Genomic DNA, 23,341 nt, shown 5'->3' with positions numbered 1-23,341 from the left:
GCCCCGCTGCGGCGGACGGCATCCACCGGCTGGCGCGAGCATCTCGTGGCTTACCCGCTGGTTTCCTCCGGCAGCCAGACCCCCGCTCCCCAGCCGTCCAGTTCATTGCGGCGGCGCTCATAGTCGGTCAGCGCACGTCCGACGGTGCGCCAGAAAGGCGGAGAGTGGTTGGCGTGGCGGAGATGGGCGAGTTCATGGACGAGGACATAGTCAATCAGGCGGGCGGGGAGTTGCATGGTGGCCCAGTGGATGTTGACGGTGCCATGGTGTGAGCAGGAGCCCCAGCGGTACCCGAGGGGGCGGACGTTTAGGTCGGCGTCAGGGATGTCCATGCGCTGGGCCCAGGGATGCATGCGCCCAGGTAGCCAGTCCCGGCCGCGGGTGACGTACCAGGCCACAAGGTCCTGCTGTGCGGTTTCGTAATGGTCGCGGCGTAGGAGTAGCCGTCCGCCCTTCAACGCCACGGGTCTGGTGCCTTCGTCGGTGAGCTTGAGGCGGTGGCTGCGACCGAGGTACCAGAAGCCCTCGCCGTCGATGAAGCGACGGCGAGGCCGCTCAGCGGCCTCGGCGCGACGGGCGTTGATTTTGGCGTAGAGCCACGGAAGTCGCCCTCGGATGAGCGTGGCCAGTTCGTCGCGGTCGGCGTCGGCGGGGACCTTGGCGATGACGCGGGCGTCGCGTTCGACCGTGATGCGGACGCTGGTGCGTGCACGATCGGGGTCGAGCTCGATCTCCAGTCCACCGACCTGGAGCGGACCAACGCTCATCATGGCGAGATCAGGCACGAGGGCGGCCGAGCTCCTTCTGGTTGTGCTGGATGATGTCGCGGAGCGCGTCGGCAAGGAAGTCGGCCTTTTCACGGGTGTGCGGGCAGGTCACGACCTCCAACCAGATGTCGCTGCGGAAGTCGTGCAGGGCTGCGGGGTTGGTCCAGAAGCCCGGTTTGACGCTGTGGCGCACGGCAAGATCGTGCACCTTCTGAGAGAGGGTGACGAAGGCACCGCGTATCGCGTCGTCGATGACGCCGTCGGTGAGGACGGCAGTGAGCTGCTGGTACAGGGCTTGCTCCAGGGAACTGAGGCCGCGTACGTCCTCCGGCAGGTCACGACCCGCGCCTTTGTCCACGTCTTTAGCTTCCTGGGCAAGCTGCTCGAAGGCTGCGAGCTGGGCCTCCCAGTCGTCGGCGTGCTTCTTGAGGATCTCCTCCACACGCTGACGGAGCTTCTCGTAGGCGACGGGGTTCTTCCCGAAGTGCAGGTCGATGTGGTTGCGCAGGGCATGTTTCATCATGGACGCCTTGGCACGGCTCCCCGGGAGCTGCTCAACCCTGGTCTTGAACTCCTCTGAGGTCAGCCGACTAGGTTCGATCATCTTGTCGACACCCAATGCGCGGACGTGCTGGTTGATGAGCTGCTCAACTTTCTTGCCGTAGGCAGCCGGGTTGAAGCCGTCCTCCTCACTGAAGCGCTGCTTGGCAAGGCCCGCGACGAAGGTGAACAGCCGCACGGCTGCCGCGTAGGGACGGGCTGACTCGCGCGGAGTGACCACCGCATAGGTTTCCAGGAAGTCGCGCAGCAGGCGGCGGAACTCAAAGCGGTGCTTGTCTTCCTCCAGTGTGTCGACCAGGCGGTTCACCGCGTCCACGTCGTCGGGGTCGATGAGCTCCCTCGGCAATTGGAAATGGTGGCGTAGGGCGGCGCACTGGGTCTCCAGCCGGTTCTCCTCGACCTCGAAGTCGATGGGCTTGCCCTCGCGCTCATCGGCAGCGTAGACGGCCATCGCATCCACAAGGGCCTTAGCGACACCCGCGTAGTCCACGACGATCCCGGCGGTCTTGCGGTCGGCAGTGCGGTTGACGCGGGCGACGGCTTGGAGGAGCTCTGCCTCCTTCATCCGCCGGTCCAGGTACATGACCTGCTCTATTGGGGCATCGAATCCGGTCAGCAGCATGGTCCGCACAATGAGGAACGCGACCGGCCTGCTGGTCTCGTCTATCTGGTCCGCAGCAGGGAAGGGGCTGCGGAAGGACTTGATGGCCTTCTTCTGATCGGACTCCTTCGTCCACCTTTGCCAGGACCTGTCGTCGTTCTCGCCCTCGGAGATGACGGGCACGAAATCGATGGCCTTCAGCAGCCGCAAGTTTCGGTAGGCGGACACCAGAGTCTTCTGCTTGGGCTTGAGGTCCTCCGGCCGCGTATCGAGCAGCCGCTTGAGCCGGCTGTCCGAGAGTGCCTCCACCTCGTCCACGAGTTCGTCGCGGGCATCCTGGAGAGCTTTGCGGTAGCAGACCGCGATGCCCCGCGAATGAGCCACTACCTGCGCCTTGAAACCCTCGGGCAGGACGCTCTGCACGTAGTGGCGCAGCATGTGGCGGGCCTTGCGGCGGATCATGTGGTCCGCTCCAAGCACCGCGGTGGAGGTGGCATAGCGCTTCTGAAGCTCGTCATACTGCTCGTCGGTGAGTTCCTCGAACTCCTCCTCCATCGCCTCATCCAACGCGTCGCCGTCCTGGACCGCCCCCTTGGCGATGTGGCCCTCGTAATAGATTGGGACGATCGCACCGTCCAGCTCGGCGTCCGCAATGCGGTACTTGTCGATGAAGTCGCCGAACGTGGTCTCGGTCAACTTCCGCCGGTTCATGATGATCGGCGTGCCAGTGAAGCCGATCCGCGCGGCGTTCGGCAGCGACTCCATGAGGTTTTCGTGCAGGTCGGAGCCGTGCGAGCGGTGCGCCTCGTCAACGAGGATCAGAATGCCCTCGTCATCGTTGACCAGTCCCCAGCCTGGCACCTTCGTCTTCGGACGCACCGATGCCACCGAGGCGGCCCTCTGAGCTTTAGCCTTCTCGGCGTCCTGCTGCTTCTGAATCATCACGAAGACCAGGCCGGCACCCTTGCGTGCGAGCACAACCGGCACCTGATCGGCCCGGGTAACGGTGTCTGGCTTCTCCCCCGTGAGGACGGCTGTGTCCGAGAGCTGTTCCTGAAGCTGCTTGCGGTCGGTGACCACCACGACCTTCAAGTGCTCCAGCCCGGGGGTCGCTCGCAGCTTTCGTACCAGGAACACCATCGTCAGCGACTTGCCCGAGCCCTGGGTGTGCCAGATGATCCCGCCGCGCTTGTCATCTTTGCCGTGGACCGCCTTGGTCTCGCCGCGATGCAGCCGCTCGACGGCCTTGCAGACCGCCCGGTACTGCTGATATCGGGGGCCGATCTTCACCCGGGCCGTGCGCTCCTCGGCGACCTCGACATCTCGGAACAGTACGAAGTTCCGCACGATATCCAGTAGTCGCTGCGGGTGCAGTACGCCAGCAGCGAGGATCTTCTGCGCGGCGAACAGCCGGTCCGATGGGTGGTAGCTCCTCGCGGCAACCTCATCGGCCTTCAGGGGATACGGATCACGCCACAGCACGTAGTCCTGGCGGCGTGCAGTGAACGTCCCCAACAGGGCCTTGTCGCCGGTGGTGGCCACCGTCAACTGCACCGTACGGAAGAGCCGGTCACTTCCACGCGGAAGGATGGTGTCCTCCGTCTGGTTCGCGTACCGGCGCAACTGATCCACCGCACGAAAGACGTCACCGCCAACGGCAGCGGGCTTCTTGCACTCGATCACGGCGAGCGGGATGCCGTTCACGAACAGCACCACGTCCGCAACCATTGTCTCGCCCTGGCTACCGGGAATCGCCATTCTGAACTGCGAGACCGCGAGGAAGTCGTTCCGCTCCGGGTTCTGCCAGTCGATGAACCGCACGGTCTGGTTTCGGCCGCCGTCCCAGTCTTCGAGTCCCGGAACGTCCGCTCCCTCCAGCAGCACCCGGGTAGCCGCCTCGTTCGCGGCCACCAGTCCCCCGCCGGCCGCCACCGCCCCCCGTGTCAGCGCGGAGATCGCCTGATCCGCCCGCGCCTCATCCACCCAAGGGGTGCCGTCTGGCCGCCGGTTCAACTCCACGAGCTTGGCCCGCAGAATCCTCTCCAGCACCGCGTCCTCGTATCCGTCACGGACATACAATGGCATGCTGGGAGCCTGCAACTCGACACCCGTAGTCCCGCGCACATGCCGCCATCCCATGTCTGAGTTGGCCAACTGGGCAATCAGGGGAGCCTCTACGTAGCGGTGCTCAGGATCAGACTCAACCACTGGTGACTCCTTCACGCTGGTGATGGCAGAGATGCCACGTTCGAGGGGGTAGTGCAGCAGGCGGTCGAATCACTCAAAAGCTCACTCAACAAACCTTGCTTCAAGGCCGCCACCTTCACGATCTCCTGATCAGCTACGGCAATCCTCTGCTCCCACTTTTCGATTGAGGCAAGTACGCTCCTCTGCCCGCCCAGCGGAACGAGTGGAATGGGAACGCGTTTCACCTGAGTCGAGTTAACACTTGCCAGATTCGTCGTCTGCTTTGCGACGCCGAGGAAGTAGCTCTTACCGGATGGCGATGCCAGATACTCGGCAAGGAATCGCGGAAGAATCCTGTCTCGGTCACACCGAACCTTGAAGATGTGGTTCTGATGCAGACAGGGATCGATCCGCCCCTCCCATACTCCCCCCCGCCCCAATTTGTCGAGGTCGCCACCCTCAGTTAGAAGCACGTCACCGGCGCGGAGTCGATAGCGCTCAACTTCAGCACATCGAATCGTGACGTACTTAATGTCGGCGGTGTCGATATAGCCATCCTGAACGTTAGCGACACGCAGGTATGGCAGAGTCACCGCAGCAGCTTCCTGCTCATCGTTGCCAAGCGTTACACCAGCCGAGATGGCAGCCACTTGGTCGAGAGTGGTCCACTCAACACTCGAAACAGAAGAGACGGCATGCAGGATCGCGGCAACATCGGCCGACGCGGCGACAGCCAACTTTTCGCGCTGCCGCATCGCACGATCAAGCTGGAAATCCACTTCATCGAGGATCTTGACGATGCGTCGCTGCTCCTCGAGAGATGGGAGGTCAACTTCGATTCGCGAGAAGTCGCGATAGCGAACAGCTCCGCGGCGATCGACCGAAGCTTGATCATGAAGTCGATACTCTGAAACGAGTCTCTCGCTCTTCAGAACTCGAAATAGGAAGGATGGGTCGACCTGCGGCCCGCAAGAAAAGACCGTGTAGATTGGACTCACGCAACCGTAATCGAATCCCCTTTGAAGGCCAATCGACCCTTCATTAAGGTGATTGGTCGCATAGGCGAACCATCCGCGTCGGACCAGTTTATAGTGAGAGATATCATCACTGTAAATCTGGCGATTCTTAAAGTACTCGTCTGAGCGGACAAGTCCATGGTGTTTTGTCGAAGACAGCACGACGGCACGATCCGCAAGCTCTCCGACCCTGTCGCCCATTTCCCGAGTGATCTGTCCGAGAGTTACCCGCCGCCATCCGTTACGCATAACCCAGATCCTTCAGGTACGCCCGAAGCCGCTTTGCGGAGGCTTCCCGTTCCCGCTCCAGGTCTTCCAGGGTGACCGCGTACTTCTCGCCCCAGTTCCGGTACGCGTCGATCATGGCGCGGCGGTCGGTAGCGAGGAACCGGTCCATGCGGGCACGGAGATCGGCTTTGAGGAAGCCGAGGACGATGTGCTGGGCTTGATCGGCGGTGAGGTGTTCGGCAGCGTCGCGCAGTTCGGTGAGGAAGTCGGCTTTGACGACCGCCAGGTCCTTCTTCGCTTGTGTCAGCTGCTTCTTCAGCCGGGTGAGTTCCTTGGGTGACAGAATTCCCGTGTGGTCAGGCTCTTCCTCGTCGTCTACTTCGGCACCCTTCGCCTTCTTCGGCGGCGAACCAGCCTTGATCTTCGCGTCGAGTTCGGCGACCAGCGCCTCCGCCGTCTCCAGGCGTTCCACGTACGCGGGGATCAGTTCGGGGACGAGCCGGTGGTCGCGGGCTTTACGCTGGGCGGCGCGGATGCGAGCCTTCGCCTTGGCGTCGGCGTTCTCCGGTGCGTCGGCGAAGGCCGATTCGATACCGATAACCCAGCGGTCGATCACGCCGGAAAAGCCGGTGAGGGCAAGGCTGCGCAGGTCGTTGCGGGAGTCGAACCACCAGGCCGCGACCGTGCCGGCGAGCTGGTACCAGTCGAGGACCTTCAGCGGCTCCAGAGCCTCGGTGAAGGTGGTGAGCAGCTCAGCTCGGGTGTCGGCGAGCTGCTGGTGCTTCGGCAGTTCGTCCAGACGGCGCCGGTGTTCCAGCCACCACTGTTCGAAGGCATCGCCGAGCTCGGCTTCACGCTTGCCTGCGAGTTCGGGGATCCGGGCTGCGACGGCCTCGAATCCCTCCTCGGGGAAGGCGTAGTAGTCCTCGTCTCGTTCGCGGAAGAGCTGGGCGCCCGGGTCGATGCCGAAGGCTCGGAACTGGCCGGCTCGGCCGCGGACTTCCGACTTGGGGACGCCGCCGTACAGGTGTGCCCGCACGTCCTGCGGCTCGGGGGGCGGAGAGTTGTCGACGTAGCGGCGGATGTTGAGGTTGTAGTCGTTCTTCTCCAGCTCTTCGAACGGGACGACGCGGGCGAAACCCTCGACGTTCTCCCATTCGCGGTAGGCGGAGACGATCTTCTCGGCGTGCTGGGCTTCGAGGAGGTTCTGGGCGCGGCCGGCGGTGATCTCGCGGTCGGCATTGATGAACAGGACACCGTCCCGGCGACCCTCGGGAGCACCGTCGCGGCCGCGCAGGATGAGGATGCAGGCGGGAATGCCCGTGCCGTAGAAGACATTGGGCCCAACGCCGATGACGGCCTCCAGACGCCCTTCTTCGATCATCTGCTGGCGAATCTTCTGTTCTTCACCGCCTCGGAAGAGAACACCGTGAGGCATGACGGAGGCCGCGATGCCGTCCGGCTTGAGGACGGCGAGTACATGCTGGATGAACATGAGGTCGGCCTTCTTGCCCGACTCCGGGCACCAGCCGTAGCGCATCCGCTCAGGGTGCCGCATCTCCTTTCGGCGATAGTTCTGTGCGAAGGGCGGGTTTGTCAGGATACGGTCGAAGCGCATCAGCTCGCCGCTCGTGCTGGTGTGCTTGGGGTCGGCGAGGGTGTCCCCGTGCCGGATGTCACCGTCGGCGACCTCGTGCAGCAGCAGGTTCATCCGGGCCATGGCCCAGGCGCTGCCGTTGTCCTCCTGACCGTAGACGGACACGTGGGCGGCGTCGCCACCGTGCTCCTGCACGTATTCCTTGCTGAGAATGAGCATGCCACCGGAGCCGCAGCACGGGTCGTAGACCGACATGCCCTCCTGCGGCTGGACAAGCTGAGTCATCATGCGGATGACCGAGCGCGGGGTGTAGAACTGCCCACCCTTCTTGCCACCTTCGTCGGCAAACTCGCCGATGAGGTACTCGTACGCGTATCCGAGCAGATCGGGGAACTCGAAGTCGTCGTTGCTCAGTCGGTACTGGTCGAAGTGGTCGATCAACGCCTGAAGGACCGGCCTGCTCAGCTTGGTGTTGGCCGCGCCGCGCTTGAAGTCGATGTACTCCAGCACCCCGTCGAGCGACCGGTTGTCGGCTTCCAGGTTGGCCAGGGCGACGTTCAATGCTTCGGCCGGGTCCTTGCGGGAGGCCTTCTTGATCGTCTCCCAGCGTGAGACGTCGGGAACGAAGAACTGGTGCGAACGGTACGCCGAGGGGGACTCGGCCTTCAGCTCGGCCTCGGCTCGGTCCATGCCCAGCTGGACGAATCGCTTGATCGCGGCATTCCGGGCTACCTCGAACTGGTCGGAGGCCCGCTTCAGGAACAACATTCCGAAGATGTAGTCCTGGTACTGCGCGGCGTCCATTTTGCCGCGCAGGATGTCCGCAGCGGCAAACAGATGCCTCTCCAACTGCGGCAACGTGAGTTGCGCCACGAGTGTTTTCTCCTTGATCCGTATCCACTTCGCGCCGTACGCGATCGGTTCCTGGCCGAGCCGCCCCAAGAATAGGGGCGACCTACGACAATCTCCTCGTGCGCGGCCCGCGCCCCGAACGCCGGGCCGGCTCGAGTGCGGTAGTCGGTACCGGCAGGCGCTCGCCGGGGACCTCACCGCCGAGCATGTGGGTGATCAACGCCGGGCGCAGTGCTTCCAGCCGCGCCAGCGACCGCCGACAGATGTCCATCTGGGTGTCCACTTCCCCCAGTGCCCCGGCGAGCAGCCGCTGCTCAGCGATCGCGGGCACCGCCACAGGCAGCTCAGCGACCATGCGCGTCGTCACCGTCGCTACGGTACCGACGTTGGCCTGCGCGAGAAGCTGGTCCAGTACTTTCGGATGCGACAGGTACGCGATCAGGAAGCCGGGGTCCACCAGCTCGCGGCGCGGCCTGATCCGGACGCACGCAAAGTGGTAGAGCCAGCCGCGCGAGCGCTCTTCCACGAGTGCCATGCGCCCCACCGCACCCTGTCGAACCATGATCAGATCTCCGGGCTCCACCAGGAAGCGCTTCAGCCCCTCGGGCACCACGCCAAGGCAGCGCATCCGCGAGCGTTCCGCAACCTTCCCGTCCGCCAGGTCTCCCGGAGAGATCACGGGTGTCCCGTGAAGAGCCTCACCCAACCCCTCGAACTGATCACTGGAGGGGCTGGGGGTGACATCGCTCAGCTCACCGAGCCGTTGTATACGGGGCACTGCGCATCCGTCCTCTCCCTTGCCGGCCAGCACCATCGCCTGAACAGATCCCGTGTATCCAACTACCCTCAGGGGGTGTTCTGCTTGAAGGTGCATCAGGACATCTGTACTGTTCGTAGAGCCCAGGGGGGATCCTAGCACGCATGGGGCTCACCCCAGCTGCCCCTGCCTGCCCGAAGCTGCGGCCTCGCATGCCTCCGGAACAGGGGCCCGTCCGAATACACCGACACCCTGGAAGGGGAATGCCCGTGCCCGAGGATAGCGGGAACCGCCAGGACGAGCCGCCGCGCGAACCGCGGTGGCAGAAGCTCCGCAAGTCCGCGTCCGTCATCGCCGCAGTGAGCGCCGCCGTGTACAACCTCGGCCGCCTCGTGCTGTGGCTGCGGAAGTGGACGTGACCGCCAGCCCCCAGATTCGGTTTGCCCTCCGAGGGGACTGACAGTCACTCCATCTGGGTCCCGCCGCAGCCAGCGGCGGGGCCTTCAGTTGTATCGAACTCCGTACGCCGCTGACCACCCCGCGCGTCCCGGAATCCCAGCCGGCATACCCAAAGGCGGGGGAACCGCCTGGAAACTGCAAGTCAGACGCAGGGCTCACTGGGATAAATTTCGGCGTTTAGCAGGATGAAACCTCCGTTAAGGGTCAAATGGCAGACGGGTGACGCTGTGCGGGGCGGCTTGATCACCACCCACAAGGATGATGCTCTGGGCGCCCACGACACTCACGGGATCGCCCCGCACCCGCACTGTGGCGCAAATCCGCAGATCAGCACCCCGTGGTTCCGGTGCCCCTGCCCCGAAGTCGAACCTACGCACGGCTATCGCTGTAGCTGAACGACCTCCTGGATGACGAGCTCTCCGCCGGGCGTCAGCCGGTCACCCCGTTCCCATCCAGTGCTCCCTCGCCGAGGGTTCGAGGCTGTACAGCACGAGAAGCACCAGCGTGATCAGCGTGTCAGCCGACCCGCGTCTTCGGCAGATGCCTCGACGTAGTCACGACGAGCGAATCTCCGCACGTCACGGGTGGTGTGGCCCGACCTGCCCTTGGTCGCGGCTCCTGCCACCAGTCATTGTGATGTCCGGCACGGCGATGAGCCGACAGGCGGACCGCCCTAGCCTACGGAAGCAAGTGGCCCTCCGGTGCCACAAGGGATGTATCCGAGCTTCCGATCCACCAAGAACGTCGTCGTCTCGCCCTCATCCCCACGGGCATGCGGCAACCAGCAAGGGAGCGCTGCGGTGCTGCCTGGGAACAGCGGCGGCACCCTCTTGCAGGGCCCAGCCATGGCGCGGCTAGGTTCGACGTGTCGCAACGCCTCACCGCGGCCCCGGATAGCCGCCGAAACTTCCCCTACGCGACCGAGTATGTGCCGACGGTTACGGCCATGCGGACCCGCTGGAGACGAAGCAGGCCACCAGACGACGGACGTTGAGGCGTGGCGCACACACGCCTGGAGGGGGCAGACAGGCCGTGGCCGCGCTGGACGCCGCGTCGGGCATGCCCTTTCTGGCCGATACACACCCCGGTGTCAGAGCCATCAGGTACAACCGAGGGGTGCGCACAGGATGGCCGCGTCGGAGCCGGCAGATTGGGTGTGGGGATGAGCGAGGGCACGCAGCAAGGGCTGCACGGCAAGGACCACGCGGTCCGCGAGCTGTTCACCAAGCAGTACGTGCTGGAGTCCTACCAGCGGGAGTACACCTGGGAGCGGCGCCACGTCGTGGAGCTCGTGACCGACTTGGCCAACGCCTTTCTGCGCGACTGGAGGGTCGACCACGACGGGCAGCGCTACGCCAGATACCGCCCCTACTTCCTCGGCCCGTTTGTCTGCCACACCGTCGGAGTGAAGAAGAACCTAATCGATGGGCAGCAACGCTTCACCACGCTTCACCTCCTACTCATCCACATCGAGCGGCTGCTCAAGGAGCAAGGCAACGAAGGCGCCGCCGGCATGGTGGGCAGCATGGTCCGAAGGTACGCAGCTGGGCAGTACCACTACGCAATCGATGTGGAAGAACGTCGAGCATGCTTGGAGGCTCTTCGCACTGGAACCGATTTCGATCCCACCGGTTCCACCGTCTCAGTGCAGAACCTGTGGCAGCGAGCCCAGGACATCGCCGAGGCCCTGCCCACGACGCTGCGGGATGAGTGCCTTCCCATATTCGCGGACTGGCTGGCGGATCGCGTCTTCCTCGTCGAGATCTCCGTGGATGACCGGGATCTGGGCTGGGAGATCTTCGAGACCATGAACGACCGTGGCGCCGGTCTTACCTCCCTCGACCTCCTGAAGAGCTTCGTCCTCTCTCAAGTGGACCGCGAGCAAGATCGCATAAACGATGCCTGGCGGAAGATGGTCACGGACCTCAGCACCTTCGGGCGGCACTACCCCAGCAAGTTCTTTGAGACCCTCTTCCTCGCCCGTTATGCAGCACCGGATGGAAGCGATGACGAAAAGATCGAGCGCGCTTTCCATGAATGGGTACGAAACAACCCGCAACGTGTAGGCATAATGCGCCGGGGCCAGGACTACAGCGACTTTGTCCTGAAAACCGTCGCCCGTTCCGCAGAGCAGTATTGCAACCTTCTTGAGGCCGCTCAGACTCGAACCGCCGGCCTTCATAGCGTCTACTACAACGCGACCAACGGAATCGAGTCACAGTTTCTTCTCATTCTGGCCGCCTTGCAACTAGAGGACTCCGAGCAAGCGGTTCGCGATAAGGCACAACTCATCGCCAACTATCTCGATCTGTTCTTCGTTCTCCGTGTCGCCAACAACGACAACGCCGTGCAGGTGCAGGACTTCCGAGAGGAGGTCCAGCGGCTCCTGCCAGCCGTTCGCCGCGCATCGAATGTCGACGATCTGCGTGTTCTACTGGGACGCGAGGCTGCAGGCCTTCCAGACGGGTTCGCAGGCATCGAAAAGCTCAGCCTCCACAACAACCGAAAGCATCTCCGCTACCTGCTTGCACGAATCACGGCCTTCGTTGAGGCAGAAAGCGGGCGACCGGACGAAGCTGACCGGTACCTCGGGTCACCGGCGGCCATTACACAGGCTCTTCCTCCGTGGGAGATCGAACACATCTGGGCGAATAAATACACTCTCCACGTTCAAACGGGAGTGGCGAATGAGGAGGACTTCAAGCGGGAAAGAAACCGACTGGGAGCGCTACTCCTACTCGAAAAGTCAATTAACGCCAGTTTCGGTGCGGACATCTACAGCGAAAAACTGCCCCATTACTTCCGGCAGAACCTGCTCGCCGCGTCGCTGCACCCCAACGCCTATAAGCGCAATCCAACATTCGAAAAGTTCCGGAAGAAATGGAACCTCGAACAGTCCTTCATTCCATATCCGGACAGTTTTGACAGGAAGGCAATCGACCAGCGCGGCGCCCTGTACCGGCAACTCTGCGAACGAGTGTGGCGCATTGACCGACTCGGCTTCGTCGAGGAGACATTGCCTGCCACGCAGCGGCGAAGCTCATCACCCCGAAAGAAGCCTCGCTACGGCGTACAAATCATCGACTTGATTCGCGTCGGCCTCCTTAGTGAGGGTACGAAGTTGCGTGGCGAACTAAAACGTTCGCGGCGTGTATTCGACGCCACGGTGGCCAGTAACGGCCGGATTCGTCTCGAGCCGAGCGGTGAGGAGTTCAAATCCCTATCAGCCGCCGGCGCCGCTGCTACCGGCAGCGGGTCCAGCCCAGGATGGGATTTCTGGCACATCGCTCAGCCCGACGGCAACCACATTCCGCTCGCAGCAGTTCGTAAGAAGGCGATTGAACGAGGGCTACTCGATCAGACCTCGTAACGCACGGGGCACCCAGCAGCCGAAACCTGAAGAACTCGCTCGGCTGCTGGGGTTCGTTGACAGGACTCGAATCCGCCATCGCTAAAGCCGGACGCTCTCCCGGATCACGAGCTCTCCGGGCGTCGACCCGTCCCCCCGTTCCCATGTTCCGGGTCCCCTGCCGGGGGCACTTCGCATCGAGTGCCTGAAGACCCCGCCACCAGCTTGAACGCTGAGGACGGGGTCTTGTCGTATGCGCAGACGGATGCCGCCGAACGCAGCGCCGTGACAGTGATCACTTAAAGGTCCCCGCCCGCTGCGCGACCACGCCCGCCGGTCCGTCATGTTCGTCGCCGCTCCCTCTGCTGTACGTGTACAGGGCCGCTGCACTCGCCTCGGTTGTCCAGTCGGCAGGAGGTGGCGCGGCGCAGGAGCTCCGCCAGCCGTTCGGCGGTCTCGGGGGACACTCGGCCCAGCTCGATCAGCCCGTGGCCGAAGGCGTTCAGGTCGGCCCGGAGGTAGGGGAAGTCCTTCTCCATGCCTGCGGCGGTCAGGACGTCGCGCAGTGCGCTTGTCGCGTCGCGGGCGGCGTACCACCCCTGGCTCTCCAGTGGCGACCACTGGGCGAAGTCGTGGCAGTCGTTGATGTCACTGCTCATCGGAGACCATGCCTTTCCGCGCCAGGGACGCGACCGCCGCCGGAGTCGGGTACTGCTCGCCGTAATGGTCGACGCGAGCGATCAAATCGGCAGCGGCGACGAGCATGGTCGCCAGCGCTGCCGGACGCAGGGGGTTCGCCTCAGGGCGGCGGAGAGGGGCGCGGAGCCACTGGTAGCGGTCGCCGGACATGGGCAACGGGCCGGGAACGACCACGAGCGAGCCCTCGCTCAGGTATTTGTATGGGGGTGGTGCGTCGGTCGTGCGACGGACCAGTTCGCTGAAGCGCTCCTGCCAGCGGGAGTTGAGGAAGAAGCCGACGCGGCGCGCATGGTGGTCGACGAGGACCGGTCCGAGCGGCATCTCCCGGCGGACCAGCTGATCGAACGCTTCCAGGCCGATGCGCTGATCGACCGTGACCACGTCGAAGTATCGTCCGGCCGGCAGCATGCACGGCGTACGCGGGTCATCCGCCCAGCGCGCCCGGCATGTCTCCGGATCGTCAGCCGCAGCGGACAGCCACTGGACTCCCCTTCGGGTCATCCCCTCCACGTCATCCCACCTCAGTCGGAGTCGACCGGCGGCCGCTCTGCCACCGTGACACCAGGCTTATGGAGAAGCCCCTGAGCAGGGCAGATGACAACAGGTGACGAGGGATGACGAGGGGCGGCCGTGCGCGTCATCCTCCGTCACCCATCCACCGCGGAGGGATTGGCGACTACGGGCAGTGTGCGAGGGCTGTCTGCGCGTGGATTCGGCTGTGAGACTGAGTCGTCGTACCGCGCATGCGCACGGAAGGACGGTCACGTCTTCGACGCAACCGACGCAACCGACGCAACCGACGCAACCGACTGGAGCACGCTTACGCGAAGCGCGCACCAATCGCGGGCGGAGCCAGCCCCGCTTGGTACGGGAGCTGAGACAGGTAGCCGCGTGTCGCGGGCACCAGCTTCCCTCCGATGCGAGCGTGAAGCGCCGTATTGCCAGTTGGGAGAACTCGCACAGCGTCCCGGACGACTTCTACGGGCCGCTGCTGAGCGAGGCGCTGTGTGCCGGAGCGGCGGAGCTCGGGCTCAGTTCAATCGGTGCGGGAGACACCAGCCTCCTGGAGGCCGGCTATCCGACCAGTCCGGATGCCGCTATCGAGAGCGTGGGGCGGTTATGGCGAGCCGACCTCAACGGCTATGAGCCGCTGGTCCAGGCGGAGCCCGCCGAACCCGCGTGGAACGAAGCGTCACTGAGGTGGCTGGTCGCCCCCGAGCCGTCGTTCCCCGCCGCTCAAGCACGCGATGCGGTGCGGGTCGGACTGGCCGACGTCGCCACGGTCAAGACGACGGCTGATCTGTTCGCTCAGCTCGACGACCGGTTCGGAGGAGATCACGCGCGCCATGCGGTGATCCAGTTCCTCAGCCGTGATGTGGCTCCTCTGCTGAGCGGGCAGTGCACCGAGGCCATCGGGCGCGCGTTGTTCTCCACGGTTGCCGAGGCGACGCTGCTGGCCGGCTGGATGTCGTACGACGCCTGCCATCACGGACTCGCCCAACGGTACTTCCTCCAGGCGCTACGGCTCGCGCAGGACGCCAACGATCGGCGGTTGGCCGGGAGCATCTTGTCGGCCATGAGCCACCAGGCCACCTTCCTGGGCTACTACACGCAGGCGGCGACCCTCGCCCGTGCGGCGCTGATGGGCATCTCTCCGGTCGCCACGCCGACTCTGCGGGCCCAGTTCCATGCGATGGAGGCCCGCGCCCTCGCGCGTACCGGTGACCGTCGCGCGTGCGAACTCGCGCTCGCGGCAGCGACACAGGCGCTGGAGAGCCGGAACAGCGACGACGAGCCGGAGTGGATCACGTACTTCGACGAGTCGGAGCTCGCCGCCGAGGCCGCGCACTGCTTCCGCGACGTCAACAGTGCCCGCCAGGCAGTCGAGCACGGACAGAACGCGAGGAGCGGCAGCCATGTCCGCAGCGACTTCTTCGCGACCATGGTTCTCGCGGACGCCCACCTGCATGCTGGGGATCTGAACGAAGCCTGTCGCGTCGCCCTCGTTGCCCTGGACCTGGGCGAACAGCTCAAGTCGTCCCGATGCGCCAGCTATCTGGCCGAGTTCCGGCAGCACCTGCCACGCGCCGAGGACAGCAGCGCCGTACGGGAGCTCCAGGAACAGGCCGCGGAACACAGGCTGTGGATAGCGTCCGACGCCCTGTGAGCCGTCAGCTCAGAAGGGGCTCCATGCGTCGCGGCCCTCCCCCGTTCGCAGTGAGTGGACACGTCGGCTGAACTCCACGGCGGACTTCTCGCTCACGGCGACCTGGTGGCCGATCCAGGCCACCATCATGACTTCGCGCAGATCGGCGAGCACCTGATAGCCGGGCCAGTTCATCAGGTCGAAGCCGTACCGGTGCACGAACTCCTCGTACTCAGAGCGTGTGTGCCAGCGATATCGCTCGTAGTACATGGCCGTCTGGATCAGATCCCACTCGCGTGGGGCAAAAGCGACGCCGTCAAGGTCGATCAGCACCGCATGCCCGTCGCGGTGGCGGATCACGTTGCCTATGCTCGCGTCTCCGTGGATCATCCCGAAGGGCAGGACGAAGTCCAGCCGGTCGTACTCCTTGGCCAGCCGATCGGCCCGCTCCTCCAGGAACGCGCGGTCGTCGTCGTCCACGCCGTCCATCTGGCGCAGTGAGCCCCACAGCTTGGCCAGGGGATCGAAGTACGGCAGCCTCAGGGATTCGGGTTCTTCGAGCCAGTGCAACCGACGCAGCAGGTCTGCCAGCTCCGCGACCGTGCCGTACTCCTCGCGCTCCTGGACGCTCTCCCAGAAGGTCACCACCCGGCCGCCGACAACGAGTGGTTGGCCGCCGGCACTCAGCGCGCGGACGGCCGGCAGGCGCTCCGCCTCCAGCCATCGGGCCACCCGCACGGCCCGTTCCATCTCGGGCAGGGCGTCAGGGTCTCGGGCGATGCGCACGATGACGGGGGCGGACGATAAGCGGTAGACGGCGTTCGACCCGAGCCGCAGCAGCTCGGCCCCGGACGGGTCCAGTCCGGCAGCCGCACACGACTCTCGGAGGACCGCGCCCACCCCGTCCGCCGTGAACTCCACGCTGCCGCCGTCGCCCGAGATCATGTCTTCGACGATACGGGGGCCCGTCATGCCCCGACAGAGCCCCCGCGTCTTAGGGACGTAATGATCTTTTCGGGCGGGTCCGCGCTCCGTTGCCGCCGTGCGGGTCAGCGGCGCAGAGCCGGTCCGGGCTCAGCTGGGCTCTGGAGCCGTGTGCGCAGGTTTGCAGTTCACCGCTCGCGCCGGTGGTGGGTCGGCGCGAGCGGTGGGGCGGGGCGGCGGGGTGGGTGAGTTAGCAGGGGCCGTTGACCCAGCGGTTGGCCTCGCCCTGGTCGTTCGCCACGCGGTCCCAGGTGTTGCCCCAGCCCTTGTCCAGGCAGAAGGAGTTCCCGCCGTAGCCGTTGTCCGCGTAGACCACGACGGAGCTGTACGAGGTGCCGGTGCCGTTGTTGAACCAGGATGAGTCCTCGTGGGCGATGTACGCGTTTCTGGTGTCCGACCAGATGGGGTTGTCGTACTTGAACATGGCGATGCCGACGCCGCCTTGCCCGTAGTTGGCGTCCTTGTAGACGCACAGCTGCCCAACCGGGCAGTTGCCCGGGTTCCACTGGCTGTAGGTGGGGGTCGTGCCCCCGGCCTGGGCGGTGGAGGCGGCGATCGGAAGCAGGGCGGCGGCCAGCGCCAGCCCCAGCAGGGCGCGCTTGCTGGTGCGCATGCTGTTCTCCTCTTGGTGGGTTTCCTCCGGCGTGCGCCGGGGGTCGGCGCCCGGTCGGCTGCGGCCGGGCGCGCGGGTTCGGCAGGCGGGTTCGGTAGGCGGGTTCGGTGGGCGGGTTCGGTGGGCGGGTTCGGTGGGCGGGTTCGGTGGGGCGGTGCGGGCTCAGCCGGAGTCGATGACGGAGCGGGCTCGGTCGAGCGCGGTCGTGACCGCCTGGGTGTAGTAGCGGGTCTGGCGCGCGAACTCGTCACGCGCGGCGTTCTGTACGTGCTGCCGTTGCAGGCGGTCGCCCGTCCTGGCCAGCCCGGCCGCGCGGTTGCACTCGGCGTCGGCGACGGCGACGGTCACCTCGCGCTTCCACGCGTCCTCGGCGGTGCGGGTCCGGTTCTCCTTCGCCACGGCGCCGATGGCCTCCGAAGAGTTCGGGTAGGCCAGGCCGCGTGCCTTCATGCAGGCGCGCCAGTCGGCCAGTGCCTTGGTGTACCGCGGTTCCGCCACCACCTCGTCGAAGGTGAGGTACTCCAGGTTCACCACGACCGCCTTGGCCTCGGTCCACTTGCGCAGATCGCCGTAGAGCCGTCCGCGCGCGTCGGCCTGGCAGCCGTCGGCGCTGGTGAAGATCCGGCCGCGGCCGGGCACCTGGACGACGATCGCGGCGCGGTCGGCGCCGTTCAGGGCACGGTCGAATTCGGCCCTGCGCCGTGGCGGGAGGGATGCGAGGTAGCGTTCCTGGGGGCTGTTCTCGGCCGCGGCCTTCCCGCCCCGGTCTTTGGACCGGGCCGCCTCGGCCAGACCGTAGCCATGGCGGCGGGCCCAGTCGACGTCGTCCAGGCCGAATCGGCGTTCGGGCGCCTCGCTGCGCGGCCCGGCGGGGTCGCGCCGGTACTGGAAGCCCTTGTCCCGCATACAACGGGTGATCAGCCGCTGCTCCGCTTCGCCGAGCAGCGTGCGTTCCGCCTCGTTCAGTCCTGTGCGCAGCGGGCCGCCGGCGTCCTGGGACGGCCAGTCAGCCGGGGAGCAGGCCGTGACGAGCAGCAGGCCCGTCACGGGGATCATCCGGAGCAGATCCTTTCCGCTCATCGAAGCTCCTCATGTCGTCGATGGTGGCCGCCGCCGTCCGGAAGCTCGCGGGATGACGTCCTGCGGTACGTCCCGGGGCGGCGGCCGTGGGGCGGTCAGGTGATCGCGGGGCCGGAGTCGTTCAGCCAGGCCCATTTCGACCAGGTGGCGAAGCCGGTCTGCCACCGGTGGTAGACGCCGGTGGGGTTGGTTCCGAAGACTTCGATGCGGCCGTCGGCGTTGTTGGCCGTGCCGATCGACGTGCCCTCGCCGCCGAAGGTCTCCCACTGCGAGAACTCCGCGTTCGGGGCGGTCTGCCAGGCATGGCTCGCGGTGCTGGAGTTGATCGCGAACACCTCCACCCGCCCGTCGACCGAGCGCGATGTGGCGAGCTCGGCGTTGCGGGGCCCGCCGGTGCCTGTCCACTTCGACCACGACGTCGGGCTGGTCTGCCAGCGGTGGAACACGCCCTCGGAGTTGGAGGCGAACACCTCAAGCCTGCCGTCCTGGTTGTAGCTGGCGGCGACGGCGTGTCCTCCCTCGCCGAAGCCCTCCCAGGCGGACCACCCGCCGTTGACGCTGGTCTGGTACAGGTGCTCGAACGTCGAGTCGGACAACGCGAAGACCTCAAGACGCCCGTCGGGCGCGTTCTCCATGGCGAGTCGCGCGTTGGGCGGGCCGCCGTGGGTGCCTTCCCATTCGTCCCAGCCTCCGCTGGGCGCGGTCTGCCAGCGGTGGAACACACCCTCGGAGTTGGAGGCGAACACCTCGATCCGGCCGTCGGCGTTGTTGCCCGCCGTCAGCCGGTACCCGCCGGTGCCGAAGGTCTCCCAGGACGACCACCCGGCGCTGGGCCCGGTCTGCCACATATGCTCGAACGTGCTGTCCGACAGCGCGAACAGCTCCAGTCGGCCGTCGGCGTTGGCCGCCACCGCCAGCTGGGCGTCGCGCGGGCCGCCTGCGAACCGCCACTGCGACCAAGCGCCGTTCACCTCGGTCTGCCATGCGTGATAGACGCCGTCCGCACCGGCGGCGAAAGCCTCAAGACGCCCGTCCGCGGACTGCCCGGAGACGACCCGGCCGGAGGCGTACGGGTGCCTGGGGCCGCTCCTGGCACCGGACCACAGGGCATTGGCGATCAGCGTGGCGTCGCCCGCCTCAAGCGCGTACAGGCCGCGCAGGTCTTCCCTCGGCCTCTGTACACGCCAGCACACGTCACCGATCTGTGCGGTGTTCCACGAGCCGTTCGGAAACTCCTGTTCCATCGCGTCGAGGAAGGCGTTGGTGGCGTAGACCGGGTCCAGACGCTGCTCCCGGGTGCCCCACCAGTCCTGCTGCTGGAACAGTCCGATGCTGGTGTGGTCGACGGCCTGGGAGTAGTTGTTCATGCTGGTTTCCACGATGATCGTGGCGATGGCGATCGCCGCGGCTCTCGGGTTGAGCCCCCGGTCCTTCACCGCCTGTGTGACCATCCGCGCGCAGGACATCTTGTACGCGTTCAGATAACCGGCCATCTTCGCGTTCAGCTGCGGGTTGAGCTGGTCGGCCATGACGCCGTCGAGGGCGGACGGACCGGCCGGATCACACGGCGCGGTCGCGATGGCCATGCCCTGCGGGCCGCTGAAATACCGGGAGACGCCGGTGCGGTCGTCCTTCGGCCGCGGATCAGGTTTGGGCTGGGCGACGGCGACCGAGGCGGTCGTCCCGATGACCAGCGCCCAGATGCCGACCATCCAGGCCAGTCTGGTGAATATGCGGTGCAGGCTGGTTCTTGCCACGGAGTGCCTTTCCCTCGTGAATTCTCAGATGCCGTACGGCGATACGCCCCACGCCGTACGGGGCGGCCTGTCATGGAGCGGGAGCTCCTGACCGCAGGGGAGCTGCCACCCGGTCGCCGAACGGGATCCAGGGCTGCCAGCCACTGCTCGGGCGGACCTGCACGCGGGTGCGCACCCGGCCTTCGGCGGTCACCGCGAAGACATGGACCCGCCCGGTCGCGTCGGCCGCGGCGGACGGTGTGGCGGCGAGCACGACGCCTGGTTCGCCGAACTCCCCGCCGGGGTCCCAGCCGCCGCCGGGCGCGGTCTGCCAGCGGTGATCGAGCCGGTCGCCGCCGGGAGACAGCGCGAACGCCTCCAGCCGACCGTCGGCGCTGGGAACGAGCAGCGGGGCCGCGGCGGACCAGCCGAACAGCGGCCGCCAGTCGCCCCATCCGCCGCTCGGCTGCGCCTGGCGGCGGTGGAAGGACGCCACGCCGGACGGGGCGATCGCGGTGACGGTGAGCCGGCCGCTGCCGTCGCGCAGCACCCGCGGAGCCGCGCCTGCCGCGGTGCCGAATCGTTTCCACGCGGACCAGTCGCCGCCCGGCGCACGCTGCCACCGGTGGCGGATCTCCGCGCCGCCGGGTTCGAGGACGAACACCTCCAGGCGGCCGTCCGCGTTCACCGCGACGACGGGCGGTGCTCCGGCCGGGCCGCCGAATCCGGCGTCCCATGGGTCCCAGGTCAGTGACCCGGGCGACCGCTGCCGCCGCCGGGCGATGACAGCGCCGCCGGGGCTCAGCCCAAAGACCTCCAGCCGGCCGCCAGCGTCGCGGGCGACGGCGGGGGCGGCCCCGGCCGGTCCGCCGAACTCCTCCCAGTCGTGCCAGCCGCCGTCCGGTCGCTGCACCCGGTGGTGCAGGTTGACGCCGCCGGGAGCGAGCGAGAACACCTCCAGCCTGCCGTCGGCATTGCGGCCGAGCGTGGGGACCGCGCCGGCCGGTCCGCCGAACTCCTCCCACTCCGACCAGGTGTCGGCGTCCGGGTCGAGCTGGACGCGCCGCAGCATCGAACGGTCGCCGGCGTCGAGGGCGAACACGGTCAGGCGGTCCCGGACGTCCAGGGCGGCGACCGGGTTGTCCGGGCTCTGCCACGGGGGCGGCGTGTCCCGCCAGTGCAGCGGGGCCAGGTACAGGCCGCGCCGGAACCAGCCCGCGGCGCTCGCGTACCACCGGTTCCCGTCGGTGACCGGTTCGACGGCGTGACCGGGCACATGACCCGCCGACCCGTCGAGGGTGAAGCGGAAGGGGTCGCGGGAGGCGAGGACGTCGGTGCCGTCGTATCCTCCCCGTGGCCCGATGAACAGGTAGTACCAACCGTTCCGTTCGACCACGAAGGGCGACTCGGTGACGGAGACTCCGGTGGCGTCGGTGATCTGGTCGGCGTATGCGACGCCGGGCTCGCTCCAGTGCAGCAGGTCGTCGGACCGGCGGTAGCAGACCAGGTGACGGCCGTCGGCCGCGGAGAGCTCGGTGTAGTACATGACCCACTCGACGCCGATCCGCACGACCATGGGGTCACGCGCGGCGAGCCCCCGGAACAGCGGCCCCGACGGCACACGGGTCCAGGTGAACAGGTCGGCAGAGGTGGCGAGGTTGATCGCGGCCCCAGTGCTGCCGCCGGCGGCGTAGAACATCCAGTACGTGCCGCCGGCTTCGATGACGTGCGGGGCCCACAGGTGCTCCTCGCCGTGGTAGGAGGGGGCGACGGTCAGCGCGTCGGCGTGGGTGGTCCACGGGCCGTACGGGTCGGGCGCGGAGGCATGGGCGAAGGCGGCCTCGGCCGCGCTGTCCGGGGCCTCGCCGGGCGCCGCGCTGTCGCCGACGATGCTGAACAGGTGCCACCGGCCGTTCGCCCGGATCAGGCTGTGGTCGTTGAGGTAGCGACGCCGGCCGGGTGTGGACGGGTCGTGGACGTGGGTGAAGGAGCCGGCGCCCACCCATGGGCGGGACGGCCGGTCACCGGGGGAGGCGGCGGCCGCGGTGCGGCCCGTGAGCGGGAGCACGAGGGCTCCCGCTCCGGCCGCCCCCAGCAGACGCCGCCTGCTGATCGGATGCACGAGGCTGCTCCAGAGGGACCCTGGCGGGTCAGTCGAGTCCGGGTCCCGGGGTGCTGTTGAGCCAGGTCCACCCGGACCAGGTGGAGAATCCGGTCTGCCATCTGTGGAAGACGCCGGTGGGGTTGGTGCCGAACACCTCGATGCGGCCGTCGGCGTTGGCCGTGGCGGTGATCTCGGTGCCGCCCTCGCCGAAGGACTCCCATGTGCCGTACGGGGCGTTCACATCGGTCTGCCATATGTGCTGGGCTGTGGCGCCGTTGATGGCGAACACCTCGACACGGCCGTCGGCGGCGCGCTGGCTGGTGAGCTGGGAGTCGGCGGGACCGCCGAACTTCTCCCAGCCGGACCAGCTGTCGGGGCTGGTCTGGTATCGGTGGAAGACGCCTTCGGGTCCGGAGGCGAAGACCTCAAGGCGGCCGTCCTGATTGTGGTCCAGGGTCAGGTCGTGTCCGCCTTCGCCGAAGGGCTGCCAGGCCGACCAGCCGCCGCTGACGGCCGTCTGGTAAAGGTGCTGGAACGTGCCGCCGTTGAGTGCGAAGACCTCCAGCCGTCCGTCGGGGGCCTTCTCCATCTCGATGCGGCTGTCGGCGGGTCCGCCGCCGGTGCCCTCCCAGCCGGACCAGCCGCTGTTGGGTGCGGTCTGGTATCTGTGCAGCACTCCGTCCGGGCCGGAGGCGAAGACTTCGAGGCGACCGTCGCCGTTGGCGCCGACGGCGATGTCACGCCCGCCGCCGCCGAAGGATTCCCAGCCGGACCAGCCGCCCGAGGGCTCACGTTGGTAGCGGTGCTGAAAGACGTCGCCGTTGATGGCGAAGAGCTCAAGCCGGCCGTCGGCGTTCGGCCCGATGGCGAGCCGCGCGCCGGGCGGTCCGCCGAGCGGCACCCAGTCGGACCATGCCCCGTTGGCGCTCTCCTGCCAGGCGTGATGGACGCCGTCGGACCCGGCGGCGAACACCTCAAGACGCCCGTCCGCCGACAGCGCCGACACCACGCGCCCCGACTCCGCCGGATGCTCCAGCGGCGCCGGACGGGGGTCGCCGGGTGTGCAGGGCATCTCGACGCCGCGTTCCGCCAGGTAGGGGATCGGGTCGGTGTGCACACGCGTGTCCACGTTCAGCCAGACCCGCAGATGGAGATGGGGCCCGCTGGACTGGCCCTCGCTGCCCATCAGCGCGATCCGCTGCCCGGCTGTCACCCGGTCCCCCGCCTGGACGTCCCGCTGGTACATGTGGCCGTACTCGGTGGTGCTGCCGTCGGGGTGCAGGATGCGGATCCACTGGCCGTAGCCGCCGGGGTCGTACCCCGAGATGGTCACCTCGCCGTCGCCCACGGCGTAGATCGGGGTGCCGTGGTCGTCGCCGATGTCGATGCCGTTGTGGCCCTGGCTGTAGCCCTGGGTGATGTCACCCGTGGCCGGGCAGGCGGCGGCGAAGCCGCCTGCCCGGGCGGGGGTTTGGGCGGAGGCGGCCCGCGCCTCGGCTGGCGACGCCACCGCGAGTCCCGGCAGCAGGGCCGCGACCGCAGTGAGAAGCGCGCCGACAGCACGTCTGTGCCTGTGTCCCGTCAGGCGTCGGGAAAGACCGAGCA

16 protein-coding genes are annotated in these 23,341 nt (G+C 66.8%); 3 read left to right on the top strand and 13 right to left on the bottom strand.

Translation table 11 applies throughout. The features are described from left to right. Positions 1 to 50: 50 nt before the first annotated feature. The 5 genes from OF819_RS19735 to OF819_RS19715 are packed head-to-tail and all read right to left on the bottom strand — an operon-like array spanning position 51 to position 8,623. Positions 51 to 785, bottom strand: coding sequence for a M48 family metallopeptidase (locus tag OF819_RS19735; RefSeq protein ID WP_267244912.1), 735 nt, complete (start codon positions 783 to 785; stop codon positions 51 to 53). After that, entirely contained in the window at positions 778 to 4,137 is a 3,360-nt protein-coding gene (locus tag OF819_RS19730) for a type I restriction endonuclease subunit R (RefSeq protein WP_267244911.1), read from the bottom strand. The genes OF819_RS19735 and OF819_RS19730 overlap by 8 nt, the downstream gene beginning before the upstream one ends. A gap of 11 nt (positions 4,138 to 4,148) precedes the next feature. After that, on the bottom strand, positions 4,149 to 5,333 hold the full coding sequence (locus OF819_RS19725) for a hypothetical protein (protein ID WP_267244910.1): 1,185 nt from the start codon (positions 5,331 to 5,333) through the stop codon (positions 4,149 to 4,151). Between the two features lie 40 nt (positions 5,334 to 5,373). Next, on the bottom strand, positions 5,374 to 7,899 hold the full coding sequence (locus OF819_RS19720; RefSeq protein ID WP_267244909.1) for a type I restriction-modification system subunit M: 2,526 nt from the start codon (positions 7,897 to 7,899) through the stop codon (positions 5,374 to 5,376). Between the two features lie 13 nt (positions 7,900 to 7,912). After that, a complete protein-coding gene (locus OF819_RS19715; protein WP_267244908.1) occupies positions 7,913 to 8,623 on the bottom strand; it encodes a restriction endonuclease subunit S in 711 nt (236 codons plus the stop codon). A gap of 212 nt (positions 8,624 to 8,835) precedes the next feature. On the opposite strand from OF819_RS19715, the gene OF819_RS19710 reads away from it, so the two are divergent. Continuing rightward, positions 8,836 to 8,985 (top strand): hypothetical protein, encoded by a 150-nt coding sequence (locus OF819_RS19710; protein ID WP_267244907.1) that lies wholly within the window; start codon positions 8,836 to 8,838, stop codon positions 8,983 to 8,985. A gap of 1,202 nt (positions 8,986 to 10,187) precedes the next feature. Next, the gene (locus tag OF819_RS19705; protein WP_267244906.1) at positions 10,188 to 12,395 is read left to right on the top strand and encodes a GmrSD restriction endonuclease domain-containing protein; all 2,208 of its coding nucleotides are present in this window, start codon (positions 10,188 to 10,190) and stop codon (positions 12,393 to 12,395) included. A gap of 320 nt (positions 12,396 to 12,715) precedes the next feature. On the opposite strand, the gene OF819_RS19700 is transcribed toward OF819_RS19705, so the two are convergent. Beyond that, complete coding sequence (locus OF819_RS19700; protein WP_267244905.1) at positions 12,716 to 13,033, bottom strand: hypothetical protein; 318 nt, start codon at positions 13,031 to 13,033, stop codon at positions 12,716 to 12,718. After that, positions 13,023 to 13,574, bottom strand: a complete 552-nt coding sequence (locus tag OF819_RS19695; protein WP_323748945.1) for a bifunctional DNA primase/polymerase — start codon at positions 13,572 to 13,574, stop codon at positions 13,023 to 13,025. The genes OF819_RS19700 and OF819_RS19695 overlap by 11 nt, the downstream gene beginning before the upstream one ends. Positions 13,575 to 13,998: 424 nt before the next feature. Here OF819_RS19695 and OF819_RS19690 point away from each other — a divergent pair, with 424 nt between their 5' ends. After that, entirely contained in the window at positions 13,999 to 15,240 is a 1,242-nt protein-coding gene (locus OF819_RS19690) for a hypothetical protein (RefSeq protein ID WP_267244903.1), read from the top strand. A 9-nt stretch (positions 15,241 to 15,249) separates the two neighbouring features. Here OF819_RS19690 and OF819_RS19685 read toward each other — a convergent pair whose 3' ends face one another. The 6 genes from OF819_RS19685 to OF819_RS19660 all read right to left on the bottom strand — a co-directional run bounded on the left by OF819_RS19685 (position 15,250) and on the right by OF819_RS19660 (position 23,321). Beyond that, positions 15,250 to 16,164 carry a phosphotransferase enzyme family protein gene (locus OF819_RS19685; protein WP_267244902.1) on the bottom strand — a complete coding sequence of 305 codons (915 nt, stop codon included), beginning with the start codon at positions 16,162 to 16,164 and terminating at the stop codon, positions 15,250 to 15,252. Between the two features lie 229 nt (positions 16,165 to 16,393). After that, a complete protein-coding gene (locus OF819_RS19680; RefSeq protein WP_267244901.1) occupies positions 16,394 to 16,816 on the bottom strand; it encodes a peptidase inhibitor family I36 protein in 423 nt (140 codons plus the stop codon). A 162-nt stretch (positions 16,817 to 16,978) separates the two neighbouring features. Beyond that, on the bottom strand, positions 16,979 to 17,896 hold the full coding sequence (locus tag OF819_RS19675) for a hypothetical protein (RefSeq protein ID WP_267244900.1): 918 nt from the start codon (positions 17,894 to 17,896) through the stop codon (positions 16,979 to 16,981). 95 nt (positions 17,897 to 17,991) lie between these two features. Beyond that, complete coding sequence (locus OF819_RS19670; protein ID WP_267244899.1) at positions 17,992 to 19,653, bottom strand: peptidase M23; 1,662 nt, start codon at positions 19,651 to 19,653, stop codon at positions 17,992 to 17,994. Positions 19,654 to 19,723: 70 nt separating this feature from the next. Beyond that, complete coding sequence (locus OF819_RS19665; protein ID WP_267244898.1) at positions 19,724 to 21,754, bottom strand: family 43 glycosylhydrolase; 2,031 nt, start codon at positions 21,752 to 21,754, stop codon at positions 19,724 to 19,726. A gap of 28 nt (positions 21,755 to 21,782) precedes the next feature. Then, the gene (locus OF819_RS19660) at positions 21,783 to 23,321 is read right to left on the bottom strand and encodes a peptidoglycan DD-metalloendopeptidase family protein (protein WP_416370577.1); all 1,539 of its coding nucleotides are present in this window, start codon (positions 23,319 to 23,321) and stop codon (positions 21,783 to 21,785) included. Positions 23,322 to 23,341 lie beyond the last annotated feature (20 nt).

It is taken from the genome of Streptomyces sp. PR69, from assembly GCF_026420845.1.
Lineage (GTDB): Bacteria > Actinomycetota > Actinomycetes > Streptomycetales > Streptomycetaceae > Streptomyces.
Note: the sequence above shows the minus strand (reverse complement) of the source record. Positions and strands in the feature narration are given on the sequence as shown.